The following is a 20,570-nucleotide window of genomic DNA, read 5'->3' as shown; positions in this document are numbered from 1 at the left end:
GCCGCCAGCCAGCCGCAAGTTTACAATCTCGGCACCATGATGACGCACCTGACCCTGATTGTGCCCTTTTCTGTCCCGCCCGGCGCCGCGATCGACGCCGACGGCGGGGGTAACGACGCCATGCTCGAAGCCCTGCTGCGGCAGTTGGAGTTGCCGGCGCTGGGAAAGTTGCTCACGCGCGCCAGCCCCGGCCCGCGCGAGCGGCACGACGACCCCTTCCTGCGCGCGCTGCCGCATGAGCGCTGGCTGGCCGGGCGCGCCGGGCTCGACACGGCCCGTGTGCCCAGCGCCCCGTACATGCGCCTGGCCGACACGACCGCCGCCGGCAACGGTGCCACGGCGGACGATGGCCAGGCCTGGGCCTGCCTGCAGCCGGTGCATATCCATGCCGCGCGCGACCACCTGGTGCTGATGGACCCGGCTCAGCTGCATATCCGGGCCGAGGAGTCCGCCGCCCTGCACGCCGCGGTGGCGGCGCTGCTGCAGGAATCCGGCATTGTGCTTGAAACACCGCACCCGGCGCGTTGGTACATCCCGCAAGCCGTGTTCGGGCCACTTGTGGCCGCCAGCCCGCTGCGGGCCACCGGCCGCAATATCGATGTGTGGATGCAGGCCGGCGAGCGCGCCCGCGACTGGCGCCGGATCCAGAACGAAATCCAGATGACCTGGTACGACCATCCGGTGAACCAGGCCAGGGAAGCTGCGGGAGAGTTCTCCGTCAATTCGGTCTGGCTCCACGGCGGCGGCACCCTGCAGCCAGTGCCGCGCCTGGCAGACACGGTACTGACCGGCGACGCCTTCCTGCGCGGCGTGGCGCTGGCCGGCGGCGCGGCATGCCAGCCCCAGCCCCCGCGCTTCAAGGCAATCCAGGCGATGCAGGGCAGCGCCATGGTACTGCTGGACGACGCCATCGAGTCCCATATCGCCCAGGACTGGGGCCTGTGGATCGAGCGCATGCACACGCTCGACGCCGAATGGTTCGCGCCCGCCCTGGCCGCCCTCGAAGCCGGGCAGTTGCAGGCGGTCACGCTCATGCTGTCCGGCGACAACCACTACGCCGAGTTCACCGTGCGCCGCGCCGACCTGCGCAAGTTCTGGCGCGGCCTGGGCCAGCGCGGCGACTGGCGCGCGCTGCTGTCCGACCTCGCCTATGCCGCCTGATCCCCTGGTTTTCCGCAAGACCCCGCAATGACAAAAATCGCTGTTCGCTCTTTTTCCACCGAGCACGCTGGCAAGCTGGCCGGGTTCGGCCTGCATCCCACGCTGGCGCGCATCCTCTCGGCACGCGGCGTGCGCGAGCCGGCCGAGCTCGCCACCGAGCTGCCCGGCCTGGTGCCGCCGGCGGCCATGAAAGGCATCGACCACGCGGCCACCTACCTTGCCGACGCCATCGCCGCGGGCCGGCGCCTGCTGATCGTGGCGGACTATGACTGCGACGGCGCCACCGCCTGCGCGGTGGGCGTGCGCGGTTTGCGCATGCTGGGGGCGCGCATCGACTACATCGTGCCCAACCGCTTCGAGTACGGCTACGGCCTGACCCCGGAGATCGTGGCCCTGGCCGCCAAGCAGCAGCCGGATGTGATCGTGACGGTGGACAACGGCATTGCCAGCGTCGACGGCGTGGCGGCGGCCAATGCGCTCGGCATCGACGTGGTGGTGACCGACCACCACTTGCCCGGCGACCAGTTGCCCGACGCGGCAGTGATCGTCAACCCCAACCAGCCCGGCTGCGAATTCCCCAGCAAGAACCTGGCGGGCGTGGGCGTAATGTTCTACGTGCTGCTGGCCTTGCGTGCCGAACTGCGCCGCCGCGGCGTGTTCGACGCGCAGACCCAGCCGCGCCTGGACGCCCTGCTGGACCTGGTTGCGCTAGGCACGGTCGCCGACGTGGTCAAGCTCGACAGCAACAACCGCATCCTGGTGGCACAGGGCCTGAAGCGCATGCGCGCCGGCCGCATGCACGCCGGCGTGGCCGCCCTCTTCCGCGCCGCCGGGCGCGAGGCTACGCGCGCCAACACCTTCGACCTGGGCTTTGGCGTGGGCCCGCGCCTGAACGCCGCAGGGCGGCTGGCCGACATGTCGCTCGGCATCGAATGCCTGCTGACCGACGACGCCAACCGCGCCTGGGAGATCGCCCAGGAACTCGACGGCATGAACCGCGAGCGGCGCGATATCGAAGCTGGCATGCAGCAAGAAGCCTTGCAGATCCTGGAAGGCCCGCTGGGCGCGCTGGACCCGGCCGCGCGCTTTACCGTCAGCGTGTTCAACGACACCTGGCACCAGGGCGTGATTGGCATCGTGGCCTCGCGGCTCAAGGAAAAATACCACCGCCCCACCATCACATTCGCCCCGGGCGACGAAGACACGATCAAGGGATCGGGCCGCTCCATCCCGGGCTTTCACCTGCGCGATGCGCTGGACCTGGTGTCCAAGCGCCATCCCGGCCTGCTGAAGAAGTTTGGCGGCCACGCCATGGCGGCCGGCCTGACCCTCAGCGCCGACAGCTTCGGGCTGTTCATGGAAGCGTTCGAGGCGGTGGGGCGCGAATGGCTGAGCGACGAGCAGCTGGCGCGGGTGATCGAGACCGATGGCGACATCGAGGATGCCTGCTTCAGCCCGGAATTCGTCTCGCTGCTGGAGCAGCAGGTCTGGGGCCAGGGCTTCCCGGCGCCCACCTTCTGCGGCGAGTTCGACGTGCTGCGCCAGAGCGTGCTCAAGGGCAAGCATCTGAAGCTGCAGCTAGGGCGCGGCAGCCAGCGCTTCGACGCGATCTGGTTCAACCATGCGGAGTCGCTGGGCGCCAGCGCGCTGGTGGCCTACCGGCTCGACAACAACACCTTCAACGGCATCACGCGGGTGCAGATGGTGATCGAGCACGCGCAGTAGCGCGCCTGGCTGGCGGGTGGCTTAGCCGCGCGACGGCAGCAGCCCCGCCGGATCCACCGGCTTGCCGTTGTTGCGTACCTCGAAATGCAGCTCGCTGTCGGCCGTGCCCATGCGCCCGACCTCCTGTCCGTTGGCTACCTGCGCGCCCTCGCTGACCGAGGGCTTGTCCAGGTTGCCATACACCGTCAGCCAGTTGTCGTCGTGCTTGATGATCACCAGCATGCCATAGCCGCGCAGCTCGCCAACGTGGATGGCCTTGCCGGCGGCGGCCGCGCGCACCACGCTGCCGGGCGCCGTGTTGATACGCAGGCCCTTGCTGGCAGGTGGCCCGTAGCCGGCGGTCACGCGGCCGTCGGCCGGCCATTGCAGGCGGATGCTGGTGGCAGGCGCGCGCGACGGCGCGCTGTTGTCCACCCGCGGGGTGTCCCCGACCGCCACCGGGCCGTTGCCAGCAGCCGTGCCGGCGCTGGCGCCAGCCGGCGGGCGGACCCGCAGCAGTTGCCCAACTTCGATCCGGTCCGCGCTGGGCAGTTGGTTCCAGCGCACCAGGTCGCGCACCGAGCGCTTGTGCCGCCGGGCCACGGTGTACAAGGTATCGCCACTCTGCACCCGGTAGTAGCCATCCGGCGCGGGTTCGCTGGCCAGGGTGCCGCAGCCGGCGGCCAGGCACGCCGCAGCAGCGGCGGCCAGCAGGCCAAGCGCGCGGCGCCGCGCGTTCGTCTTGTCGTGGTTGCTTTGCTTCATCACGTACTTATCGTCCCTCCCTGTCCTTAACTTGAAGCCTGCCGGGTGGCCGGCCTTGGGCCGACGGCGCGTTCGAGTCTGCCATGACGCACCCGCAACTGTAGACCCTCCAGGGAGCAAACCGTTCGAAATCGCGCAACAGACGCGATCAGGGCCGGGGCAAAAGCCCCCGATCCGCTATAATTCAAGGTTTTGAAAGCGCAGGAACATCATGGAAGCAGAACGCCTCAACGCCATCTCCGGTGCCATCTCTGATCTCCGTTCGCGAACGGAAGATCTACGGGGGTATCTTTGACTACGATGTCAAAGTAGGACGACTCGACGAAGTCAACGGCGAACTCGAGGATCCCGAGGTCTGGAACAACCCCAAGCGGGCCCAGGATCTCGGCAAGGAAAAGAAAATGCTGGAGGGCGTGGTCGGCGTTCTCGGCAAGCTCACGGACGACCTTAGCGGTGCCGACGAGCTGTTTGAGCTCGCCCGCGAAGAAGGCGACGACGACACGCTGGAAGCCATCGAGACCGACGTTTCCGGCTTCGAGGCCATCGTCGCCGACATGGAATTCCGCCGCATGTTCTCCGGCGAAATGGACCAGGCCAACGCCTTTATCGACATCCAGGCCGGCGCCGGTGGCACCGAAGCCTGCGACTGGGCGTCGATGCTGCTGCGCCAGTACCTGAAGTATTGCGAACGCAAGGGCTTCAAGGCCGAAGTGCTGGAAGAGTCGGAAGGCGACGTCGCGGGCATCAAGAGCGCCACGATCAAGGTCGAGGGCGAGTACGCGTTCGGCTACCTGCGCACGGAAACGGGCGTGCACCGCCTGGTGCGCAAGTCGCCGTTCGATTCGTCGGGCGGCCGCCACACGTCGTTCTCGTCGGTCTTCGTCTACCCCGAGGTCGACGAATCGTTCGAGGTCGACGTCAATCCGGCGGACCTGCGCGTGGATACCTACCGTGCCTCCGGCGCGGGCGGCCAGCACATCAACAAGACCGATTCGGCCGTGCGGATCACGCACATCCCGACCGGCATTGTGGTGCAGTGCCAGAACGACCGCTCGCAGCACCGCAACCGCGCCGAAGCCATGTCGATGCTGAAGTCACGCCTGTATGAGCACGAAATGCGCAAGCGCCAGGCCGAAGCCGACAAGCTGGAGTCGTCCAAGACCGATGTGGGCTGGGGCCACCAGATCCGCTCGTACGTACTGGACCAGAGCCGCATCAAGGATCTGCGCACCAACGTGGAAATGTCCAACACGCAGAAGGTGCTGGACGGCGACCTGGATCCCTTCATCGTAGCCAGCCTGAAGCAAGGGCTGTAACCACGCAGCGGCGCCACGCCGCCGCCACGCGCCCCCGGCAAGGATCGGCGTGTGGCGGCGGCAGGTGCGGCCACTCACCTGCCGGGACAATCTTGACCATGACCGCAGCATCGACCGCAGCAACGCATCTGATCATCATCACGGGCACCTCGCGCGGGCTCGGTGCCTCGCTGACGCAGGCATTGCTCAAACCGGGCAACCGCCTGGTATGCGTGTCCCGCAGCCGCAATCCCGAGCTGGAACGGGCGGCGTCCGCCAGCGGCGTCAAGGTAGCCTGGCACTTGCAAGACCTCTCCCAAGCCGGCCCGTCGGCAACCTGGCTTGGCAGCGTCCTCGATGTCGTCGAGGAAACGCTTGCCAGCGTCACGCTGATCCTGAACGCGGGCATGATCGATCCGATCGGCCCCATCGCCAACCTGCGCGAGCCGGCGCTGGTGCAGCATCTGCTGACCAACCTGGCCACGCCGATGACCATGACCGCGGCCTTCCTCTCGCACACCGAGCGCTTTGGCTGCCCGCGCAAGATCCTGGCGATCTCCTCCGGCGCGGCGCGCCGCCCAGTCGAAGGCTGGAGCGCATATTGCGCCGGCAAGGCGGGCCTGGACATGTTTGTGCGCTCCATCAACGCCGAATACGCGCAGGCGCCGGCGGAACGCGCCGTGCGCGCGGTAGCGCTGGCGCCGGGCGTGGTCGATACCGGCATGCAGGCCACCATCCGCAACGCCGACTTTGCGCAGGTGCAGCGCTTCCGCGACCTCAAGGACAACGATCAACTGGCCTCGGCCGACGACACCGCGCAGCGTATCGCTGCGTACCTGGAGCGGCCTGACTTCGGCAGCACCGAGCTCGACGACATCCGCAATACATGAACCTCGCGCGGGCCTGGCCCGAGCGACTCACCAAGACATCATGACCGAATCCAACCGCGCTCCCGCCGAGACCAACGTCCCGGCCGCAGCCGACGAAAACAAGATCATCGCGGAACGGCGCGAGAAGCTCCAGGCCCTGCGTCAGCAAGGCCCGGCCTTCCCCAACGACTTCCGCCCGACCCACCAGGCCGCCGCGCTGCACACGCAGTACAGCGAGACCGAGCAGGCCGTGCTTGAAGCCACCCCGGTGGAAGTCGCCATCGCCGGGCGCATGATGCTCAAGCGCGTGATGGGCAAGGCCAGCTTTGCCACCGTGCAAGACGGCTCGGGCCGCATCCAGTTCTACATCAGCCGCGATGCGATTGGTGAAGACGTGTACGCTGCCTTCAAGAAGTGGGACCTGGGCGATATCGTGGCCGCCCGCGGCACGCTGATGAAGACCAAGACCGGCGAGCTGTCGGTGGCGGTGACCGAGCTGCGCCTGCTGTCCAAGAGCCTGCGCCCCCTGCCCGGCGACTACTACGGCCTGGCCGACCAGGAACAGAAATACCGCCAGCGCTATGTGGACCTGATCGTGTCGCCGGAAACGCGCGCCACCTTCCGCGCCCGCACCAACGCCATCAGCTCGCTGCGCCGGCACATGGCCAGCAACGACTTCATGGAAGTCGAAACGCCGATGCTGCACCCGATCCCGGGCGGCGCCACGGCCAAGCCGTTCATCACCCACCACAACGCGCTGGACATGCAGATGTTCCTGCGCATCGCGCCCGAGCTGTACCTGAAGCGCCTGGTGGTGGGCGGTTTCGAGCGCGTGTTCGAGATCAACCGCAACTTCCGCAACGAGGGGGTGAGCCCGCGCCACAACCCTGAGTTCACCATGATGGAGTTCTATGCAGCCTACACGGACTACCGCTGGCTGATGGACTTCACGGAGGACCTGATCCGCCAGGCCGCGATCGACGCGCGCGGCAGCGCCGTGCTGACCTACCAGGACCGCGAGCTGGACCTGTCCAAGCCATTCCATCGCCTCACCATCACGCAGGCCATCCAGAAGTTCGCGCCACAATATACCGACGCGCAACTGGCCGACACGGAATTCCTGCGCGCCGAGCTGAAGAAGTTCGGCATCAATACCGGCGCCCCGCAATTCCTCAACGCAGGCCTGGGCACCCTGCAACTGGTGCTGTTCGAGGAAACCGCCGAAAGCCAGCTGTGGGAGCCGACGTTCATCATCGACTACCCGGTGGAAGTCTCGCCGCTGGCGCGCGCCTCGGATACCCAGCCGGGCATCACCGAGCGCTTCGAGCTGTTCATCACCGGCCGCGAGATTGCCAACGGTTTCTCCGAGCTGAACGACGCCGAAGACCAGGCCGAGCGCTTCCGCAAGCAGGTCGACCAGAAGGATGCGGGCGACGAAGAAGCGATGTACTTCGACGCCGACTACATCCGTGCGCTGGAATACGGCATGCCCCCGACGGGCGGCTGCGGCATCGGCATCGACCGCCTGGTGATGTTGCTGACCGACAGCCCGAACATCCGCGACGTCATCTTGTTCCCGCATCTGCGCCGCGAGGACTGACGCGGCGCGGTTGCCTCGCCGGGCCGCCTCGCACAGCAAAAAGCCCCACCGATTTTTGGCGGGGCTTTTTGCTTGTGGCTGCGAGCTTGTTACAAACACAGCCCGGGAAGGCCATGCATTTTCACCGCCAAGCCTATGATTCAACAGAAGATTTCAGCCTACAGAAACTTACAAATTCAAACGGAAAATGGCAGTGAATTGGGCCAAACTAGGTCCATCGAATCGCTAGCCATCAGTACCGCTGACCGGCTGCGTTTTGCGAGGAAAATAATATGTCGAATCCGACCTTGCACCAATCCAACGAGCCAGCCATGCCCGCTTCCCTGCCCACCCAACGCCGCCTGCATCCGCTGGTCGGCGCCGCCGCGGTAGCCATCGTGATCGCCAGCCTGACAGCGGTCGCCGCCATGACCGGCGTGCTGCCTACCAGCAAGGCCATGCAGGGATCGCAGCAGTCCCTGACTGCGCCTGTCGCCGGCAATGGCACCGTCAACGGCACCGTCAACGGCACCATCAATGGCGCCGACACCGCGCAACTGCCGGCGCCGGGTAGCACCACGCGGCCGCCCGAGGCCGCGAACCTGGCGCAGGCGCCCGTCACCCCGGCCGCACCGGCGCCAACACCGGCACCCGCTGCACGCCGCGCCCAGGAGCGCAGCAGCGCCAGCCGCGATGCAGGCTATGGCCCCGCGACCAGCCGCAACGACAATGGCGCCTATGCTGAACGCCAGCCGGCGCAAGGCAGCGCGTATGCCGGCCGCGTCGTTGCCATCACCCCGATCGAAGCACCCAAGCCGGCCAGTGGCCTGGGCGCCGTCGGCGGCGCGGTCATCGGCGGCCTGCTCGGCAACCAGATCGGCAAGGGCAATGGCCGTATCCTGGGCACCGTGGCCGGTGCCGTGGGCGGCGGCTTTGCCGGCAACCAGATCGAGAAGACCGTGCGCAAGGACACCAGCTACCAGGTCCGCGTGCAGATGGACAACGGCAGCCACCGCACCTTCACGTATCAAGCCGACCCGGGCGTGCAGATCGGGGAACGTGTGCACATGCAGGATGGCCAACTGGTCGCTGGCTGAGCCGGCATCCGCAACAGCGAAAAAAAACCGCGGAAAACGCGGTTTTTTTCGTTCCAGCCCTTATTCCGCTTCTTCAATCCAGGCGGATTGAATCGCCTCCAGGATCTTCTCGCCCGAGCGATCGGCCACATCGGCAAAGCCGTCCAGTTCCATGACCCAGCGGTGCAGGTCGGTGAAGCGGATGGTGGTGGGATCCACGTCCGGGTACTTGTCGTACAGGGCGGCGGCGATGTCGTAGGTGTCGGTCCACTTCATGGGTATTCTCTCCGGTCAGTTCTGGTCAACTCTGGTCAGGCGAGCAAGTCGGCGAGCGCGCTGCGCTCAATGCTCTTCCTTGGCATGGTTGATCGTGTACTTGGGGATCTGCACGGTGAGGTCGCTGTCGGCCACCAGGGCCTGGCAGGACAGGCGCGAGTTGGGCTCCAGGCCCCAGGCCTTGTCGAGTAGGTCTTCCTCTTTCTCTTCGGCCTCTTCCAGCGAGTTGAAACCCTCGCGCACCACCACGTGGCAGGTGGTGCACGCGCAGGACTTCTCGCAGGCGTGCTCGATCTCGATGCCGTTGCCGAGCAACGCGTCGCAAATGCTGGTACCGGCTTTGGCTTCGAACACGGCCCCTTCGGGGCAGAGTTCGACGTGGGGCAATACGATGATCTGTGGCATGGAATGTCCTGGATATGGATAGGGTGCGATTGGCCTCGGGGATCAGCCCAGGTCCTGCACCTTGCGGCCGGCCAGCGCGCTCTTGATCGAGCGGTCCATCCGGCGGGCAGCGAATTCGTCGGTGCCGTGGGACAGCGCTTCCACCGCTGTCTTGATGGCGTGGTGATCTTCGCCTGCGGCAATGTCGCTAGCGGCCGTGATCAGGCGCTCCACGTCGGCACGCTCCTCGGCCGAGAGCAGGTCGCCATCGAGTTCGAGCGCGCGGCGCGTGGCTTCGATGAGGCGCGCGGCGTCCACGCGTTCCTCCGCCAGCGCACGGCTCTTCATGTCGTGCTCGGCTTCACGGAAGCTGTCCTGCAGCATGCGGGCGATCTCGTCGTCGGCCAGGCCGTAGGACGGCTTGACGGTGATGGTCGCCTCCACGCCGGATTGCGTCTCGCGCGCGAAGACCGACAGCAGCCCGTCGGCGTCAACCTGGTACGTCACGCGAATGCGTGCCGCGCCGGCCACCATCGGCGGGATGCCACGCAACTCGAAACGCGCCAGCGAGCGGCAATCGCTCGCCAGTTCGCGCTCGCCTTGCAGCACGTGGATGGCGATGGCCGTCTGGCCGTCCTTGAACGTGGTGAATTCCTGCGCGCGGGCGACTGGGATGGTGCTGTTGCGCGGAATGATCTTCTCGACCAGGCCACCCATGGTTTCCACGCCCAGTGACAGCGGAATCACGTCCAGCAGCAGCCACTCCTCGCCGGGAGCGCCGTTGCCGGCCAGCAGGTTGGCCTGCATGGCCGCGCCCAGGGCCACGACCTTGTCCGGGTCGAGGTTGGTCAGCGGCGGCTGGCCGAAGAAGTCTCCCACCGCCTTGCGGATGGAAGGGATGCGGGTCGCGCCGCCAACCAGCACGACGCCCTTGACCTCGTCCGCCGCGACGCCGGCATCGCGCAGCGCCTTGCGCACAGGCGACAGGGTCTTTTGCACCAGCGGCGCGGTCAGCTCGACAAAGGTCGAGGCCGACAGCGTCAGGTGCACGATCTCGCCACTGTTCAGCACGGCATCGATCACGGTCGAATCGGCCGCCGACAACGCTTCCTTGGCCGCGCGGGAGCGCACCATCAGCAGGCGCATATCCTCGGCAGACAGCGGTTGCAGGCCAGCCTGCTCGACGATCCAGCACATCAGGCGCTGGTCGAAATCGTCGCCGCCCAGGGCGGAATCGCCGCCGGTGGCCAGCACTTCGAACACGCCCCGGCTGAGCTTGAGGATGGAGATATCGAAGGTGCCGCCGCCGAGGTCGTACACCGCGTAGATGCCCTCGGAAGCGTTGTCCAGGCCATAGGCGATGGCTGCCGCGGTCGGCTCGTTGAGCAGGCGCAACACTTCAAGGCCGGCGAGCTGCGCGGCATCCTTGGTAGCCTGGCGCTGGGCGTCGTCGAAATAGGCGGGCACCGTAATCACCGCGCCGACGAGTTCGTCGCCGAGCGAATCCTCGGCACGCTGGCGCAGCGTGGCCAGGATTTCCGCCGAGACTTCCACCGGACTCTTCACGCCGGCCGCGGTCTTGATCTGCACCATCCCGGGCGCGTCGACGAAATCGTAGGGGCTGTGCTCGATATGCGCGACGTCGCGCAGGCCGCGCCCCATGAAGCGCTTGACCGAGACGATGGTGTTCTTGGGGTCGTGCACCGCTTCTTCCTGCGCGCGGTAGCCGATCTGCGTACCCTTTGGCAGGTAGCGCACGACCGAAGGCAGCAGCGCGCGGCCGCTTTCGTCGGTCAGGACTTCGGGAATGCTGTTGCGAACCGCTGCCACCAGCGAATTGGTGGTGCCAAGGTCGATGCCGACCGCGAGCCGCTTCTGGTGGGGTGCCGGCGACATGCCGGGTTCGGAGATCTGGAGCAGTGCCATGATGAATCTTCTTTATTCGTGCGGTGGCAAAAACGGCCCGTCGCACAGGCCGGCTTTGCGCCGGGGCGCCATTGTGGCATGGCTGGGGCGAACTTGCCTGGCGGCGCTGGAGTCCCTCGGGGACCCTAGCCTTCCAGGCGGTCGATCGCCTCGCTGGTGTCGTGCTCGATTTTCTCGATGAACATCAATTGCCTGGCCGCGCTGCCAGCACCCGCGTTATCGCCGGCATCGAGCAGCGCACCCAGCGCCGCGTGGCGCTCGCGCTTCTCGCCACGCAACTCACGCAGCAGCGCATCGAGGCGCGCAACATCATTCTCTTCAACCGCTTCCTGCAGGGCCTCGCGCCATTCCATCTGCTGCATCAGGAAGGCGGGCGCCATGGCAGTATTGCTCTCGGCCTGAATGTCCACGCCGCGCAGCGTCAGCAGGTAGATCGCGCGCTTGAGCGGCTGGCGCAGCGTGCGGTACGCCTCGTTGGCATGCGCGGCCCATTGCATGGCCACGCGCCGCTCGGCATCGCCGGCATTGGCAAAGCGGTCCGGGTGCGCCTGCGATTGCACGGTCAGGTAGGCGGCGTCCAGCGCCGCCTCGTCGACTGCATATCCGACCGGCAGGCCGAACAGCGCGAAATAATCGTCTTTCAACACCTTCCCCAACAAAAAGGAGCGGCTGCGCCGCCCCTTTGAACTTCCTTCAGCGTGAAAGCGGCACGCTGACCGCGCGGCACAGGCCGCAGCAATGTGGCGGCTGATCCGGTCAGGCAGCGCGCTTTGCGCCGCTGCCCGCCCAATCCGCCGGCGGCTCCGCCCGATCGCATTTCAGGCAGTTCACCAGCTCGCCCATCCTGGCCGCACGCCCCTGCGGCGTCAGCGTCCACGGACGCATCTGCCAGGGCGGGTCATGGCGCATATGCTGGCCGTGCCCGCAATCGAGTTCCGCCACCCAGTGGCTTTCCTCGTCCTGGTGAAAGCCGACAATGCTGCGTTTCATCGTTTCATCGTATCCGGCGTGCCGATGCCAGCACGCTCAAACCCGGAACGACTCTCCGCAACCGCACTCATCCTTGACGTTGGGGTTGTTGAAGCGGAACCCCTCGTTCAGGCCTTCACGCGCGAAATCGAGCTCGGTGCCATCGATATACGGCAAGCTCTTGGGATCGACGATCACCTTGATGCCGTGCGACTCGAACACGCTGTCTTCCGGCAACAGGTCGTCGACGTACTCCAGCTTGTAGGCCAGGCCCGAGCAGCCGGTGGTCTTGACGCCGAGGCGCAGGCCAACGCCCTTGCCGCGGCGGTCCAGGTAGCGCGCCACATGCTTGGCGGCCTTCTCGGTAAGCGTGATCATCGCTGCTTCATCCCTTGATTGAACGCGGAACTCAGGCGGCCTTCTGCTCGGCGCCTTCGTGCTTCTTCTTGTAGTCCTCGACCGCTGCCTTGATGGCATCTTCGGCCAGGATGGAGCAGTGGATCTTCACCGGCGGCAACGCCAGTTCTTCGGCGATGTGCGTGTTCTTGATTTCCAGTGCCTGATCCACGGTCTTGCCCTTGACCCATTCGGTCACGAGCGAGGAGGACGCGATGGCCGAGCCGCAGCCATAGGTCTTGAACTTGGCGTCTTCGATCACGCCAGCTTCATTGACCTTGATCTGCAGCTTCATGACGTCGCCGCAAGCGGGCGCGCCAACCATGCCGGTGCCCACCGCGTCGTCGTTCTTGTCGAACGAGCCAACGTTGCGGGGGTTTTCATAGTGGTCGAGAACCTTGGTGCTGTATGACATTTTGGCTACCTCTTGGCGTATCGGTATTTATGGGGTCTTGCGTGGGTCTTGGCGCTTGGTGCTTAGTGCGCGGCCCACTGGATGGAATTCAGGTCCACACCGTCCTTGAACATTTCCCACAGCGGCGATAAATCGCGCAGCTTGGAGATCTTGCTCTTGAGCAGTTCCACGGTGTAATCGACTTCTTCCTCGGTGGTGAAACGGCCCACCGTGAAGCGGATCGAACTGTGCGCGAGTTCGTCGTTGCGGCCCAGGGCGCGCAGCACATACGAAGGCTCCAGCGACGCCGAGGTGCAAGCCGAGCCCGACGACACCGCCACGTCCTTGATCGCCATGATCAGCGATTCGCCTTCGACGAAGTTGAAGCTGACATTGAGGTTATGCGGCACGCGTTGTTCCAGGTCGCCGTTCAGGTAGACCTCTTCCATGCCCGACAGGCCACGCCACAGGCGATCACGCAGCATGCGGATACGTTCGTTTTCCGTAGCCATTTCCTCACGGGCGATGCGGAAGGCTTCGCCCATGCCCACGATCTGGTGCGTGGCCAGCGTGCCCGAACGCATGCCGCGCTCGTGACCGCCGCCGTGCATCTGCGCTTCCAGGCGCACGCGCGGCTTGCGGCGTACGTACAGCGCGCCCACGCCCTTCGGGCCGTAGGTCTTGTGTGCCGAGAACGACATCAGGTCGCACTTCAGCGTGTTCAGGTCGATCGCTACCTTGCCGGTGGCCTGGGCGGCGTCGCAATGGAAGATGATGCCCTTGGCGCGGCAGATCTCGCCGATCTGCGCCACGTCCTGGATCACCCCGATCTCGTTGTTGACCAGCATCACCGACACCAGGATCGTGTCAGGGCGGATCGCCGCCTTGAGCACTTCGATGTCGACCAGGCCATTGTCCTGCACGTCGAGGTAGGTCACCTCGAAGCCCTGGCGCTCCAGCTCACGGGTGGTGTCGAGCACAGCCTTGTGCTCGGTCTTCACCGTGATCAGGTGCTTGCCCTTGCCCGAATAGAAATTGGCCGCGCCCTTGATGGCGAGGTTGTTGGACTCGGTTGCGCCCGATGTCCACACAATCTCGCGCGGATCGGCGCCCACCAGTGCCGCCACCTGCTCACGCGCTTCTTCCACCGCGCGCTCGGCATCCCAGCCGTAGGCGTGGCTGCGCGAAGCCGGATTGCCAAACTGTTCACGCAAGTACGGAATCATCTTGTCCGCCACGCGCGGGTCTACCGGCGTGGTGGCTGAGTAATCCATGTAGATGGGGAAATGTGGGGTGCTCATCGTTATGACTGCCTTTTAGGGACCGCTATGCTTGACGTTGCTCTCTGTTCTCTTGCCGGCTGCCCGTCTTACGACTGAGCCAGGCTGAAAACCGAATTCACCACCCGCGCACGCGCGGGCTTTTCCTGCTTGTCCGCCTTGCCGATCGGCGCGGCCACGGTTTGCGCAGCCGACTCCTCGCGCATGTCGTGCAACACCGCGGGACACTTGGCGCGCTGCTGGTCGACCAGGTTCTTCAGGGAGACGGAATCGAGATACTCGACCATTTTCTGGTTCAGCGTGGCCCACAGTTCGTGGGTCATGCAGCGACCGGTTCCCTCATCTCCGTTACAATTACCCTTTCCGCCGCATTGCGTGGCGTCGAGCGGCTCATCGACCGCGATGATGATGTCGGCCACCGTTACGTCTTCCGCCTTGCGGGCAAGACTGTAGCCGCCGCCCGGGCCGCGCACGCTTTCCACGATCTCGTGGCGGCGCAGCTTACCGAACAGCTGCTCGAGGTAAGAGAGGGATATTTTCTGGCGCTGGCTGATGCCCGCTAGCGTAACGGGGCCCTGATCCTGGCGCATGGCCAGGTCAATCATGGCGGTTACCGCGAAGCGGCCTTTGGTCGTCAGTCTCATGATGCTGGGGAGTACTTGATCATTTTGGTCAAGTATAAAAGAAGTCGACTAATTCAGTCAAGTACCCCTGCCGCATCGCATCAAACCTGCCCCTGCTCCGCCGAGGCCGCGCCAACGGGCGCGCGCGGCGGCACGATCAGCGACCAGGGGTGTTTCAGGATGCGCCGCCGCACAGCCGAACTCAGCGCCCGGCGATCCACCCGGCGCAGGCTGCGTGAGCGCAACGCCATATTGAAGGCCAGCGCGAAGCTCACCGCGACGTTCAGCAGCCCCATCAGCGCAATGCCCGCCACCGCCAGCCAGAACGACGGCATCTTCAGCACGGCAAAGCCCAGCACGCCGATCGCGGTGCCCACCGAGCCGGTCGACAAGGTGACGTGCCGCACTTCCATGTGGGGGCCGAAGAAGCTGAGGATCTCCGGTCCCAGCCCGAGCAGCAGCCCCAGCGACACATTGGCAGCGATCCCCGACATATTGCGCTTCCAGAAGTCCGCCATCCGCGTGGCGCCCTGCGCGCCCAGCACATAGCGCAGGCGGCGGTTGTACGCCATCACGTCATGCACCTTGTGCAGCGCGAACCAGTTGTCGGCCCAGCCCGCCACGAGGCTGGACAGCCACAAGAGTACCCCCGTGAAGATCGCGTAGATCGGCGTGGGGCCAAGAATGGAAAACGACTCGATGGTGGCGATCGCCTTGGCGGGTGTGATCAGGTTGGCGCCCAGGATGCGGTTGGCGAGCCACTGGATGCCCATCGCCACCGGGAACACCACCACCAGGTTGCCGAAAATCGCTGCGGCGTTTGAGCGGATCATGGCGATGGTGTCGTCAACGAAGATCTCCCGCCCCTCCGGCCTGCCGACCGCATCGAGCCGGTGCGCCAGCGCTGGGCCGGTCATCGCCGGCTGCTTGGTGGCCAGCGTGAAATGCGCGAAGTGGATCACCAGGAAGCTGCCCGCATAGTTGAGCGAGGCCAGCAGGCCCTCGATGAACTTATCCAGGTGCAGCCCATAGATCAGGAACTTGAGATAGACCGTGCCCACGGTGATCAAGCCGCCACCGGCAGCGGCCCGCATCAGTTCGCGATACTCGCGGCGATCGCGGGTGATGTAGTGCTCGCCGGTCTCGGCCGAGCGCTCAACCACCTTGCGCGCCAGTTGCGAAAACGAGGTGCCCGCCAGGTGCCCGATACTGCGCCGCGCCTGGGTGGAGCGAATCAGCGCCGCGATCAGGTGGGCGTGCCGGCCGCGCCGCTGCGGCTCAACCCAGGTCGCCAGCAACAGCTCGATGCGCGCGAGCCGGACCTTCATGCGCTCGATCTGGAACACCACCTCCACCGATACGCCGTTCTCCTCCAAGTCGTCGTACACGCGCTGAGCCGCCTGGTGGCAGCCATCGAGCAGCGCGCGGAAATAGTTGAGCCGGTGCGCGAAAGCCTCGCCGCCGTGCGCCGCCTCCTCCTCTTCGCACAAGGCTTGCACAGCGCTGTCCAGCCGGAAAAACGGCGTGTCCTGCACCTTGCCCTTGAGGCGAGAGCGAATCGCCTGGCTCAGTCCGGTAGCACGCACCTGGCTGACCAGCACCTGGATGCTGGTGGCCAGTGTGCGGTCGAAACGATCCCATTCGGGCGGCGCTGCAGCTTCGCCCGGCGCTTGCGGGTCGTCGGTGCGCAGCACGGCAGCCAGCCGCTCGAGCAGGTCGCCATCGAGCGCCTCGACCCAGTCGGCATCGTTATCATCGATAAACAGCAGCGCGAACAGGCCCGCCATATCGCTACGGTTGGGCGGAGGGGGCAGGAACCGCGCCTGCAGCCGGTTCAGCACCTCGCTCCAGAAGCCCGGGTGGGAAGCCACGCCGGTGTCGCACAGCAAAGTGACCGGATCGTTATCGCGCACGATGGAACGCACCATGCGGGCAAAGCGCCCCGCCACTTCCGGATTGCGGCCAAGCACCTGTAGCAGGTAGCGCAGCCGCACGTGCTCCCGGCGACTCTTGTCGGCCGCCACACCTTCGGCGCCTGGCAGCCCGTCGCGCCGGATCCAGTAGCCCAGCTCGATCAGCCAGCCGTTACGGTCCGCCAGCGGCGCCTCCGGGTCCGCTGCCGCCAGGATTGCGTCGAGTTGCAGGCTGGCATTGCGCGACTCGCGCCATTTGCGGAACAGGGAACGAAACATGAATCCTCGTGAAAGTAATGGAAAGGCTGCAAGGGCGGGCGAGCGCGATCAGGTGGCGCCGCCAAGCCCCTTGGCACGCAGCATGGCGATCACGCCATCGCAGGCGTCCTCGACATAGTCGAGCACGCGCTCGAAGCCATCACCCTCGCCGTAGTAGGGGTCCGGCACTTCGTCCGCGGCGTGCCGGCTGGCGAAACTCATCAGCAGGCGCAGCTTGTCCTGGCTGCCAGGCGGACAGATGGCGCGCAGCGCGGCCAGGTTGTCCTGGTCCATGGCCAGCAGCAGGTCGAAACGGGCGAAATCCTGCACCAAAGCCTGGCGCGCGCGTTGCGCGCGGAGGTCATAGCCACGGGCCAGCGCATGACGCTGGGAGCGCGCATCCGGCGCGCGCCCGATGTGATAGCCATGCGTGCCGGCGGAATCCAGCTCGACCAGATCGGCCAGGCCGACCGCCTCCAGCTTGGCGCGCAGCACGCCCTCCGCGGTCGGAGAACGGCAGATGTTTCCCATGCAACACATCAAAATGGCGTATTTCTTCATAGGGGTGTGGCACTATCCAGCGCCGAAAGCTAGACGACAAAACGCGGCACGCGCGATGAGCTTGCAGCCAGCGCACCGGGCGCGGCTGCCACAACGAAGCCGGATTCTACAGCCCTGCCCACAAGGCCGCGCTCACGGGAGCGCCAGCACGCCGGTCGAAGTCGCCTGGCAAAAAAGCTGACGCAAAGGTGGCGCCCACCGCATAATCGCGCGGTGAACCTCCACCTCAGCCCACTCCTCCTGGCGCCCCTTCTGCTTTGTGCAAGCCTGGCCGACGCCGCCGAACGGTCCGCGGACGCCGCCTCCGGCGCAGGCTGCGAAAGCCTGCTCACCGTGGTCCGGCATAGCCTGGAGAAAGAAATCGGTGCGGCCTGCGCTGCCTCTGCGTCAGCCGCTGCCTCGACACCGGCCACCGCATGCGCCGCGCAACGCGAACCGCTGCACGCCATCGTGGACTTTATCAGCGAGCGCGAGGCCGCCAGCGCCGACCAGTGCGACACCCTGCTGGAAGTCAACAAGCGTTTGCGCTCGCTGCCCCCGAAGGGCTGATATGACTAGCAGGCAAATCGGCTCAGGGCAGCTTGGCCGCCAGCACATCCAGCTTTTCGATAGAAGGCGGTTTGGCGAACAGGTCGGGCGCCTTGGCCATCAGGGCCTCGGCCACCTTGCCCGAGAGATGGGCGTTGCGCCCGGCCTCATCGGGAAACGCATCGAAGATGCCGAACATGGATGGCCCGAGCCGCAGCGCAAACCATGCCGTGGTGCCGGCTTCGGCCTGCACCAGCGGCAAGCCTGCGAGCAGGAATTCCTCGACTTCCTTTTCCTTGCCGGGCTTCGCATGCAGCGGAACCCACAGAGCGAACTTGACCATGGACCATCTCCTCACCACCGTCCGGGATTCCAACTATAGACGGTCGCCAGCCCGTCAGGACGCGGCAGCGGCAGCCGGCGGCAGGTGCTCCCCATCGCCGCTGGCGCCAAAGATCTGGCGCTTGAGCTTGGCCAGCTGGTCGCGCACCTGCCCGGCCTTCTCGAACTCGAGATTCTTGGCGTGCTCGAACATCTGCTTCTCCAGCCGCTTGATCTCCTTCGCAACCTGCTTCTCGCTCATGTCCTCGTACTTGGCGCGTTCTTCCGCGGCCAGCAGCTCGGCCTTGACCTCGCCCGGGTCGTAGACCCCGTCGATGATGTCCTTGATGCGCTTGACCACGCCGCGCGGCACGATGCCATTGGCTTCATTGAACGCGATCTGCTTGGCGCGGCGGCGCTCCGTCTCACCGATCGCCCGCTTCATCGAATCGGTCATCCGGTCCGCGTACAGGATGGCGGTGCCGTTGACGTTACGGGCCGCGCGGCCGATGGTCTGGATCAGCGAACGCTCGGCGCGCAGGAAACCTTCCTTGTCAGCGTCGAGAATCGCCACCAACGAGACTTCCGGAATATCCAGGCCCTCGCGCAGCAGGTTGATGCCGACCAGCACGTCGAAGGTACCCAGGCGGAGGTCGCGAATGATCTCCACGCGCTCCACCGTATCGATGTCCGAGTGCAGGTAACGCACCTTGACGCCGTTCTCTGTCAGGAACTCCGTGAGCTGCTCGGACATGCGCTTGGTCAGCGTGGTCACCAGCACGCGCTCACCGACGGAGACCTTCTGGTGGATCTCTGACAGCAAGTCGTCAACCTGCGTGGTCGCGGGACGCACGTGGATGATCGGATCGACCAGGCCGGTGGGCCGCACCACCTGCTCCACCACCTGGCCCGCATGCTCGTTCTCGTAATTGGACGGCGTGGCGGAGACAAACATCACCTGCCGCATCTTGCCCTCGAACTCCGAGAACTTGAGGGGGCGGTTGTCCAGAGCGGACGGCAGCCGGAAGCCATAGTCGACCAAGGTCGTCTTGCGCGCCTTGTCGCCGTTGTACATGCCATTGAACTGACCCATCAGCACGTGGGACTCGTCCAGGAACATCAACGCGTCCTGCGGCAGGTAGTCGACCAGCGTGGGCGGCGGCTCGCCCGGCTTGGCGCCCGACAGGTGGCGCGAGTAATTCTCGATGCCCTTGCAGAACCCGAGCTCGGAGAGCATTTCCAGGTCGAAGCGGGAGCGCTGCTCCAGCCGCTGCGCCTCCACCAGCTTGTTCTCCTTATAGAAGAAATCCAGGCGCTCGCGCAGCTCGACCTTGATGTCTTCGATCGCCCGCAGCACGGTCTCGCGCGGGGTCACGTAGTGGCTCGACGGATAGACCGTGAAGCGCGGGATCTTCTGCCGCACCCGCCCGGTGAGCGGGTCGAAGAACTGCAGCGAATCGATCTCGTCGTCGAACATGTCGACGCGCACCGCCAGCTCGGCATGCTCGGCCGGGAAGATATCCAGCGTATCGCCGCGCACGCGGAAGGTGCCGCGCTGGAAATCGGTCTCGTTGCGGGTGTACTGCATGGCGATCAGGCGCGCGATCACATCGCGCTGGCTGATCTTGTCGCCGGTGCGCAGTGTCAGGATCATCTTGTGATACTCGGACGGGTTGCCGATACCGTAGATGGCCGACACGCTGGCCACGATGATGGTGTCGCGCCGCTCCAGCAGGCTCTTGGTGGCCGACAGCCGCATCTGCTCGATATGCTCGTTGATCGAGGAATCCTTCTCGATGAACAGGTCGCGCTGCGGCACGTAGGCTTCGGGCTGGTAGTAGTCGTAGTAGCTGACGAAATACTCCACCGCGTTGCGCGGGAAGAACTCGCGGAACTCGGAATACAGCTGCGCGGCCAGCGTCTTGTTGGGCGCGAACACGATGGCCGGACGGCCCAGGCGGGCAATCACGTTGGCCATGGTGAAGGTCTTGCCTGAACCGGTCACCCCCAGCAGGGTCTGGTAGGACAGGCCGTCCTCCACACCCTCGACCAGCTGGCGGATCGCCTCGGGCTGATCGCCCGCCGGCAGATAGGGCTGGTAAAGCTGGAACGGCGAGCCGGGAAAGGTCGCGAACTTCTCTTCATCCAGCGCGGGCGCGACTTCAACGAGATTCGACATAGGCTGGTAGGGGAAAACCTCAGGAAAACGGGCAGATACGCTAGAATCTTGGGGTTGGCGGCCCGGTATCAAGATGGGGGTCGCCCGCACTCCCGAGCGCAGTCCGGAGCATT

General features: G+C 65.6%; 21 protein-coding genes. 7 read left to right on the top strand and 14 right to left on the bottom strand.

Going from position 1 to position 20,570, the window contains the following annotated elements:
- Nucleotides 1-36 precede the first annotated feature (36 nt).
- The gene (locus AC1Q7Q_RS01940; RefSeq protein ID WP_492372684.1) at nt 37-1,161 is read left to right on the top strand and encodes a hypothetical protein; all 1,125 of its coding nucleotides are present in this window, start codon (nt 37-39) and stop codon (nt 1,159-1,161) included.
- 27 nt (nt 1,162-1,188) lie between these two features.
- Entirely contained in the window at nt 1,189-2,886 is a 1,698-nt protein-coding gene (recJ, locus tag AC1Q7Q_RS01935) for a single-stranded-DNA-specific exonuclease RecJ (RefSeq protein WP_492372685.1), read from the top strand.
- A gap of 21 nt (nt 2,887-2,907) precedes the next feature.
- On the opposite strand, the gene AC1Q7Q_RS01930 is transcribed toward recJ, so the two are convergent.
- The gene (locus tag AC1Q7Q_RS01930) at nt 2,908-3,630 is read right to left on the bottom strand and encodes a peptidoglycan DD-metalloendopeptidase family protein (protein WP_492372686.1); all 723 of its coding nucleotides are present in this window, start codon (nt 3,628-3,630) and stop codon (nt 2,908-2,910) included.
- Nucleotides 3,631-3,841: 211 nt separating this feature from the next.
- Between AC1Q7Q_RS01930 and prfB the strand changes: the two genes are divergently transcribed.
- The 4 genes from prfB to AC1Q7Q_RS01910 all read left to right on the top strand — a co-directional run bounded on the left by prfB (nt 3,842) and on the right by AC1Q7Q_RS01910 (nt 8,470).
- Nucleotides 3,842-4,946 (top strand): peptide chain release factor 2 gene (gene prfB / locus AC1Q7Q_RS01925; protein WP_458763439.1). Its coding sequence is split into 2 segments (ribosomal slippage): nt 3,842-3,922 and nt 3,924-4,946, totalling 1,104 coding nucleotides; the frame shifts between segments, so codons are not numbered across the junction.
- Nucleotides 4,947-5,044: 98 nt separating this feature from the next.
- Nucleotides 5,045-5,815 (top strand): SDR family oxidoreductase, encoded by a 771-nt coding sequence (locus AC1Q7Q_RS01920; protein WP_416048075.1) that lies wholly within the window; start codon nt 5,045-5,047, stop codon nt 5,813-5,815.
- A 40-nt stretch (nt 5,816-5,855) separates the two neighbouring features.
- Nucleotides 5,856-7,394, top strand: a complete 1,539-nt coding sequence (gene lysS, locus AC1Q7Q_RS01915) for a lysine--tRNA ligase (RefSeq protein WP_043344898.1) — start codon at nt 5,856-5,858, stop codon at nt 7,392-7,394.
- 272 nt (nt 7,395-7,666) lie between these two features.
- A complete protein-coding gene (locus AC1Q7Q_RS01910) occupies nt 7,667-8,470 on the top strand; it encodes a glycine zipper 2TM domain-containing protein (protein WP_492372687.1) in 804 nt (267 codons plus the stop codon).
- Between the two features lie 60 nt (nt 8,471-8,530).
- Here the strand turns inward: AC1Q7Q_RS01910 and iscX are convergent, their stop codons facing one another.
- From iscX to AC1Q7Q_RS01855, 11 genes are all read right to left on the bottom strand, one after another.
- Entirely contained in the window at nt 8,531-8,725 is a 195-nt protein-coding gene (gene iscX / locus AC1Q7Q_RS01905) for a Fe-S cluster assembly protein IscX (protein WP_006160183.1), read from the bottom strand.
- A gap of 66 nt (nt 8,726-8,791) precedes the next feature.
- On the bottom strand, nt 8,792-9,130 hold the full coding sequence (gene fdx / locus AC1Q7Q_RS01900) for an ISC system 2Fe-2S type ferredoxin (RefSeq protein ID WP_492372688.1): 339 nt from the start codon (nt 9,128-9,130) through the stop codon (nt 8,792-8,794).
- Between the two features lie 42 nt (nt 9,131-9,172).
- Nucleotides 9,173-11,035, bottom strand: a complete 1,863-nt coding sequence (gene hscA / locus AC1Q7Q_RS01895) for a Fe-S protein assembly chaperone HscA (protein WP_492372689.1) — start codon at nt 11,033-11,035, stop codon at nt 9,173-9,175.
- A 125-nt stretch (nt 11,036-11,160) separates the two neighbouring features.
- Complete coding sequence (gene hscB, locus AC1Q7Q_RS01890; RefSeq protein ID WP_183035675.1) at nt 11,161-11,679, bottom strand: Fe-S protein assembly co-chaperone HscB; 519 nt, start codon at nt 11,677-11,679, stop codon at nt 11,161-11,163.
- Nucleotides 11,680-11,791: 112 nt separating this feature from the next.
- Complete coding sequence (locus tag AC1Q7Q_RS01885; protein WP_150983836.1) at nt 11,792-12,025, bottom strand: DUF3565 domain-containing protein; 234 nt, start codon at nt 12,023-12,025, stop codon at nt 11,792-11,794.
- A gap of 36 nt (nt 12,026-12,061) precedes the next feature.
- On the bottom strand, nt 12,062-12,382 hold the full coding sequence (gene iscA, locus AC1Q7Q_RS01880; RefSeq protein ID WP_017229301.1) for an iron-sulfur cluster assembly protein IscA: 321 nt from the start codon (nt 12,380-12,382) through the stop codon (nt 12,062-12,064).
- Nucleotides 12,383-12,413: 31 nt separating this feature from the next.
- Nucleotides 12,414-12,815: a Fe-S cluster assembly scaffold IscU gene (gene iscU / locus AC1Q7Q_RS01875; protein WP_006160178.1), complete on the bottom strand. Its 402-nt coding sequence runs from the start codon at nt 12,813-12,815 to the stop codon at nt 12,414-12,416.
- Between the two features lie 62 nt (nt 12,816-12,877).
- Complete coding sequence (locus AC1Q7Q_RS01870; RefSeq protein WP_492372698.1) at nt 12,878-14,101, bottom strand: IscS subfamily cysteine desulfurase; 1,224 nt, start codon at nt 14,099-14,101, stop codon at nt 12,878-12,880.
- A gap of 62 nt (nt 14,102-14,163) precedes the next feature.
- Nucleotides 14,164-14,718 (bottom strand): Fe-S cluster assembly transcriptional regulator IscR, encoded by a 555-nt coding sequence (iscR, locus tag AC1Q7Q_RS01865; RefSeq protein WP_183035672.1) that lies wholly within the window; start codon nt 14,716-14,718, stop codon nt 14,164-14,166.
- An 80-nt stretch (nt 14,719-14,798) separates the two neighbouring features.
- Nucleotides 14,799-16,889, bottom strand: a complete 2,091-nt coding sequence (locus tag AC1Q7Q_RS01860; protein WP_492372690.1) for a site-specific recombinase — start codon at nt 16,887-16,889, stop codon at nt 14,799-14,801.
- 48 nt (nt 16,890-16,937) lie between these two features.
- Entirely contained in the window at nt 16,938-17,429 is a 492-nt protein-coding gene (locus tag AC1Q7Q_RS01855) for a low molecular weight protein-tyrosine-phosphatase (protein ID WP_492372691.1), read from the bottom strand.
- Nucleotides 17,430-17,642: 213 nt separating this feature from the next.
- Between AC1Q7Q_RS01855 and AC1Q7Q_RS01850 the strand changes: the two genes are divergently transcribed.
- Nucleotides 17,643-17,978, top strand: a complete 336-nt coding sequence (locus AC1Q7Q_RS01850; protein ID WP_492372692.1) for a hypothetical protein — start codon at nt 17,643-17,645, stop codon at nt 17,976-17,978.
- A 22-nt stretch (nt 17,979-18,000) separates the two neighbouring features.
- Here the strand turns inward: AC1Q7Q_RS01850 and AC1Q7Q_RS01845 are convergent, their stop codons facing one another.
- Together AC1Q7Q_RS01845 and uvrB are read right to left on the bottom strand one after the other, a co-directional pair.
- Nucleotides 18,001-18,300 carry a putative quinol monooxygenase gene (locus tag AC1Q7Q_RS01845; RefSeq protein ID WP_150983831.1) on the bottom strand — a complete coding sequence of 100 codons (300 nt, stop codon included), beginning with the start codon at nt 18,298-18,300 and terminating at the stop codon, nt 18,001-18,003.
- 54 nt (nt 18,301-18,354) lie between these two features.
- Nucleotides 18,355-20,457 carry an excinuclease ABC subunit UvrB gene (gene uvrB / locus AC1Q7Q_RS01840; protein WP_253930880.1) on the bottom strand — a complete coding sequence of 701 codons (2,103 nt, stop codon included), beginning with the start codon at nt 20,455-20,457 and terminating at the stop codon, nt 18,355-18,357.
- Between the last annotated feature and the right edge of the window lie 113 nt (nt 20,458-20,570).

Source organism: Cupriavidus sp. GW823-FHT07A04, from assembly GCF_058794615.1.
Note: the sequence above shows the minus strand (reverse complement) of the source record. Positions and strands in the feature narration are given on the sequence as shown.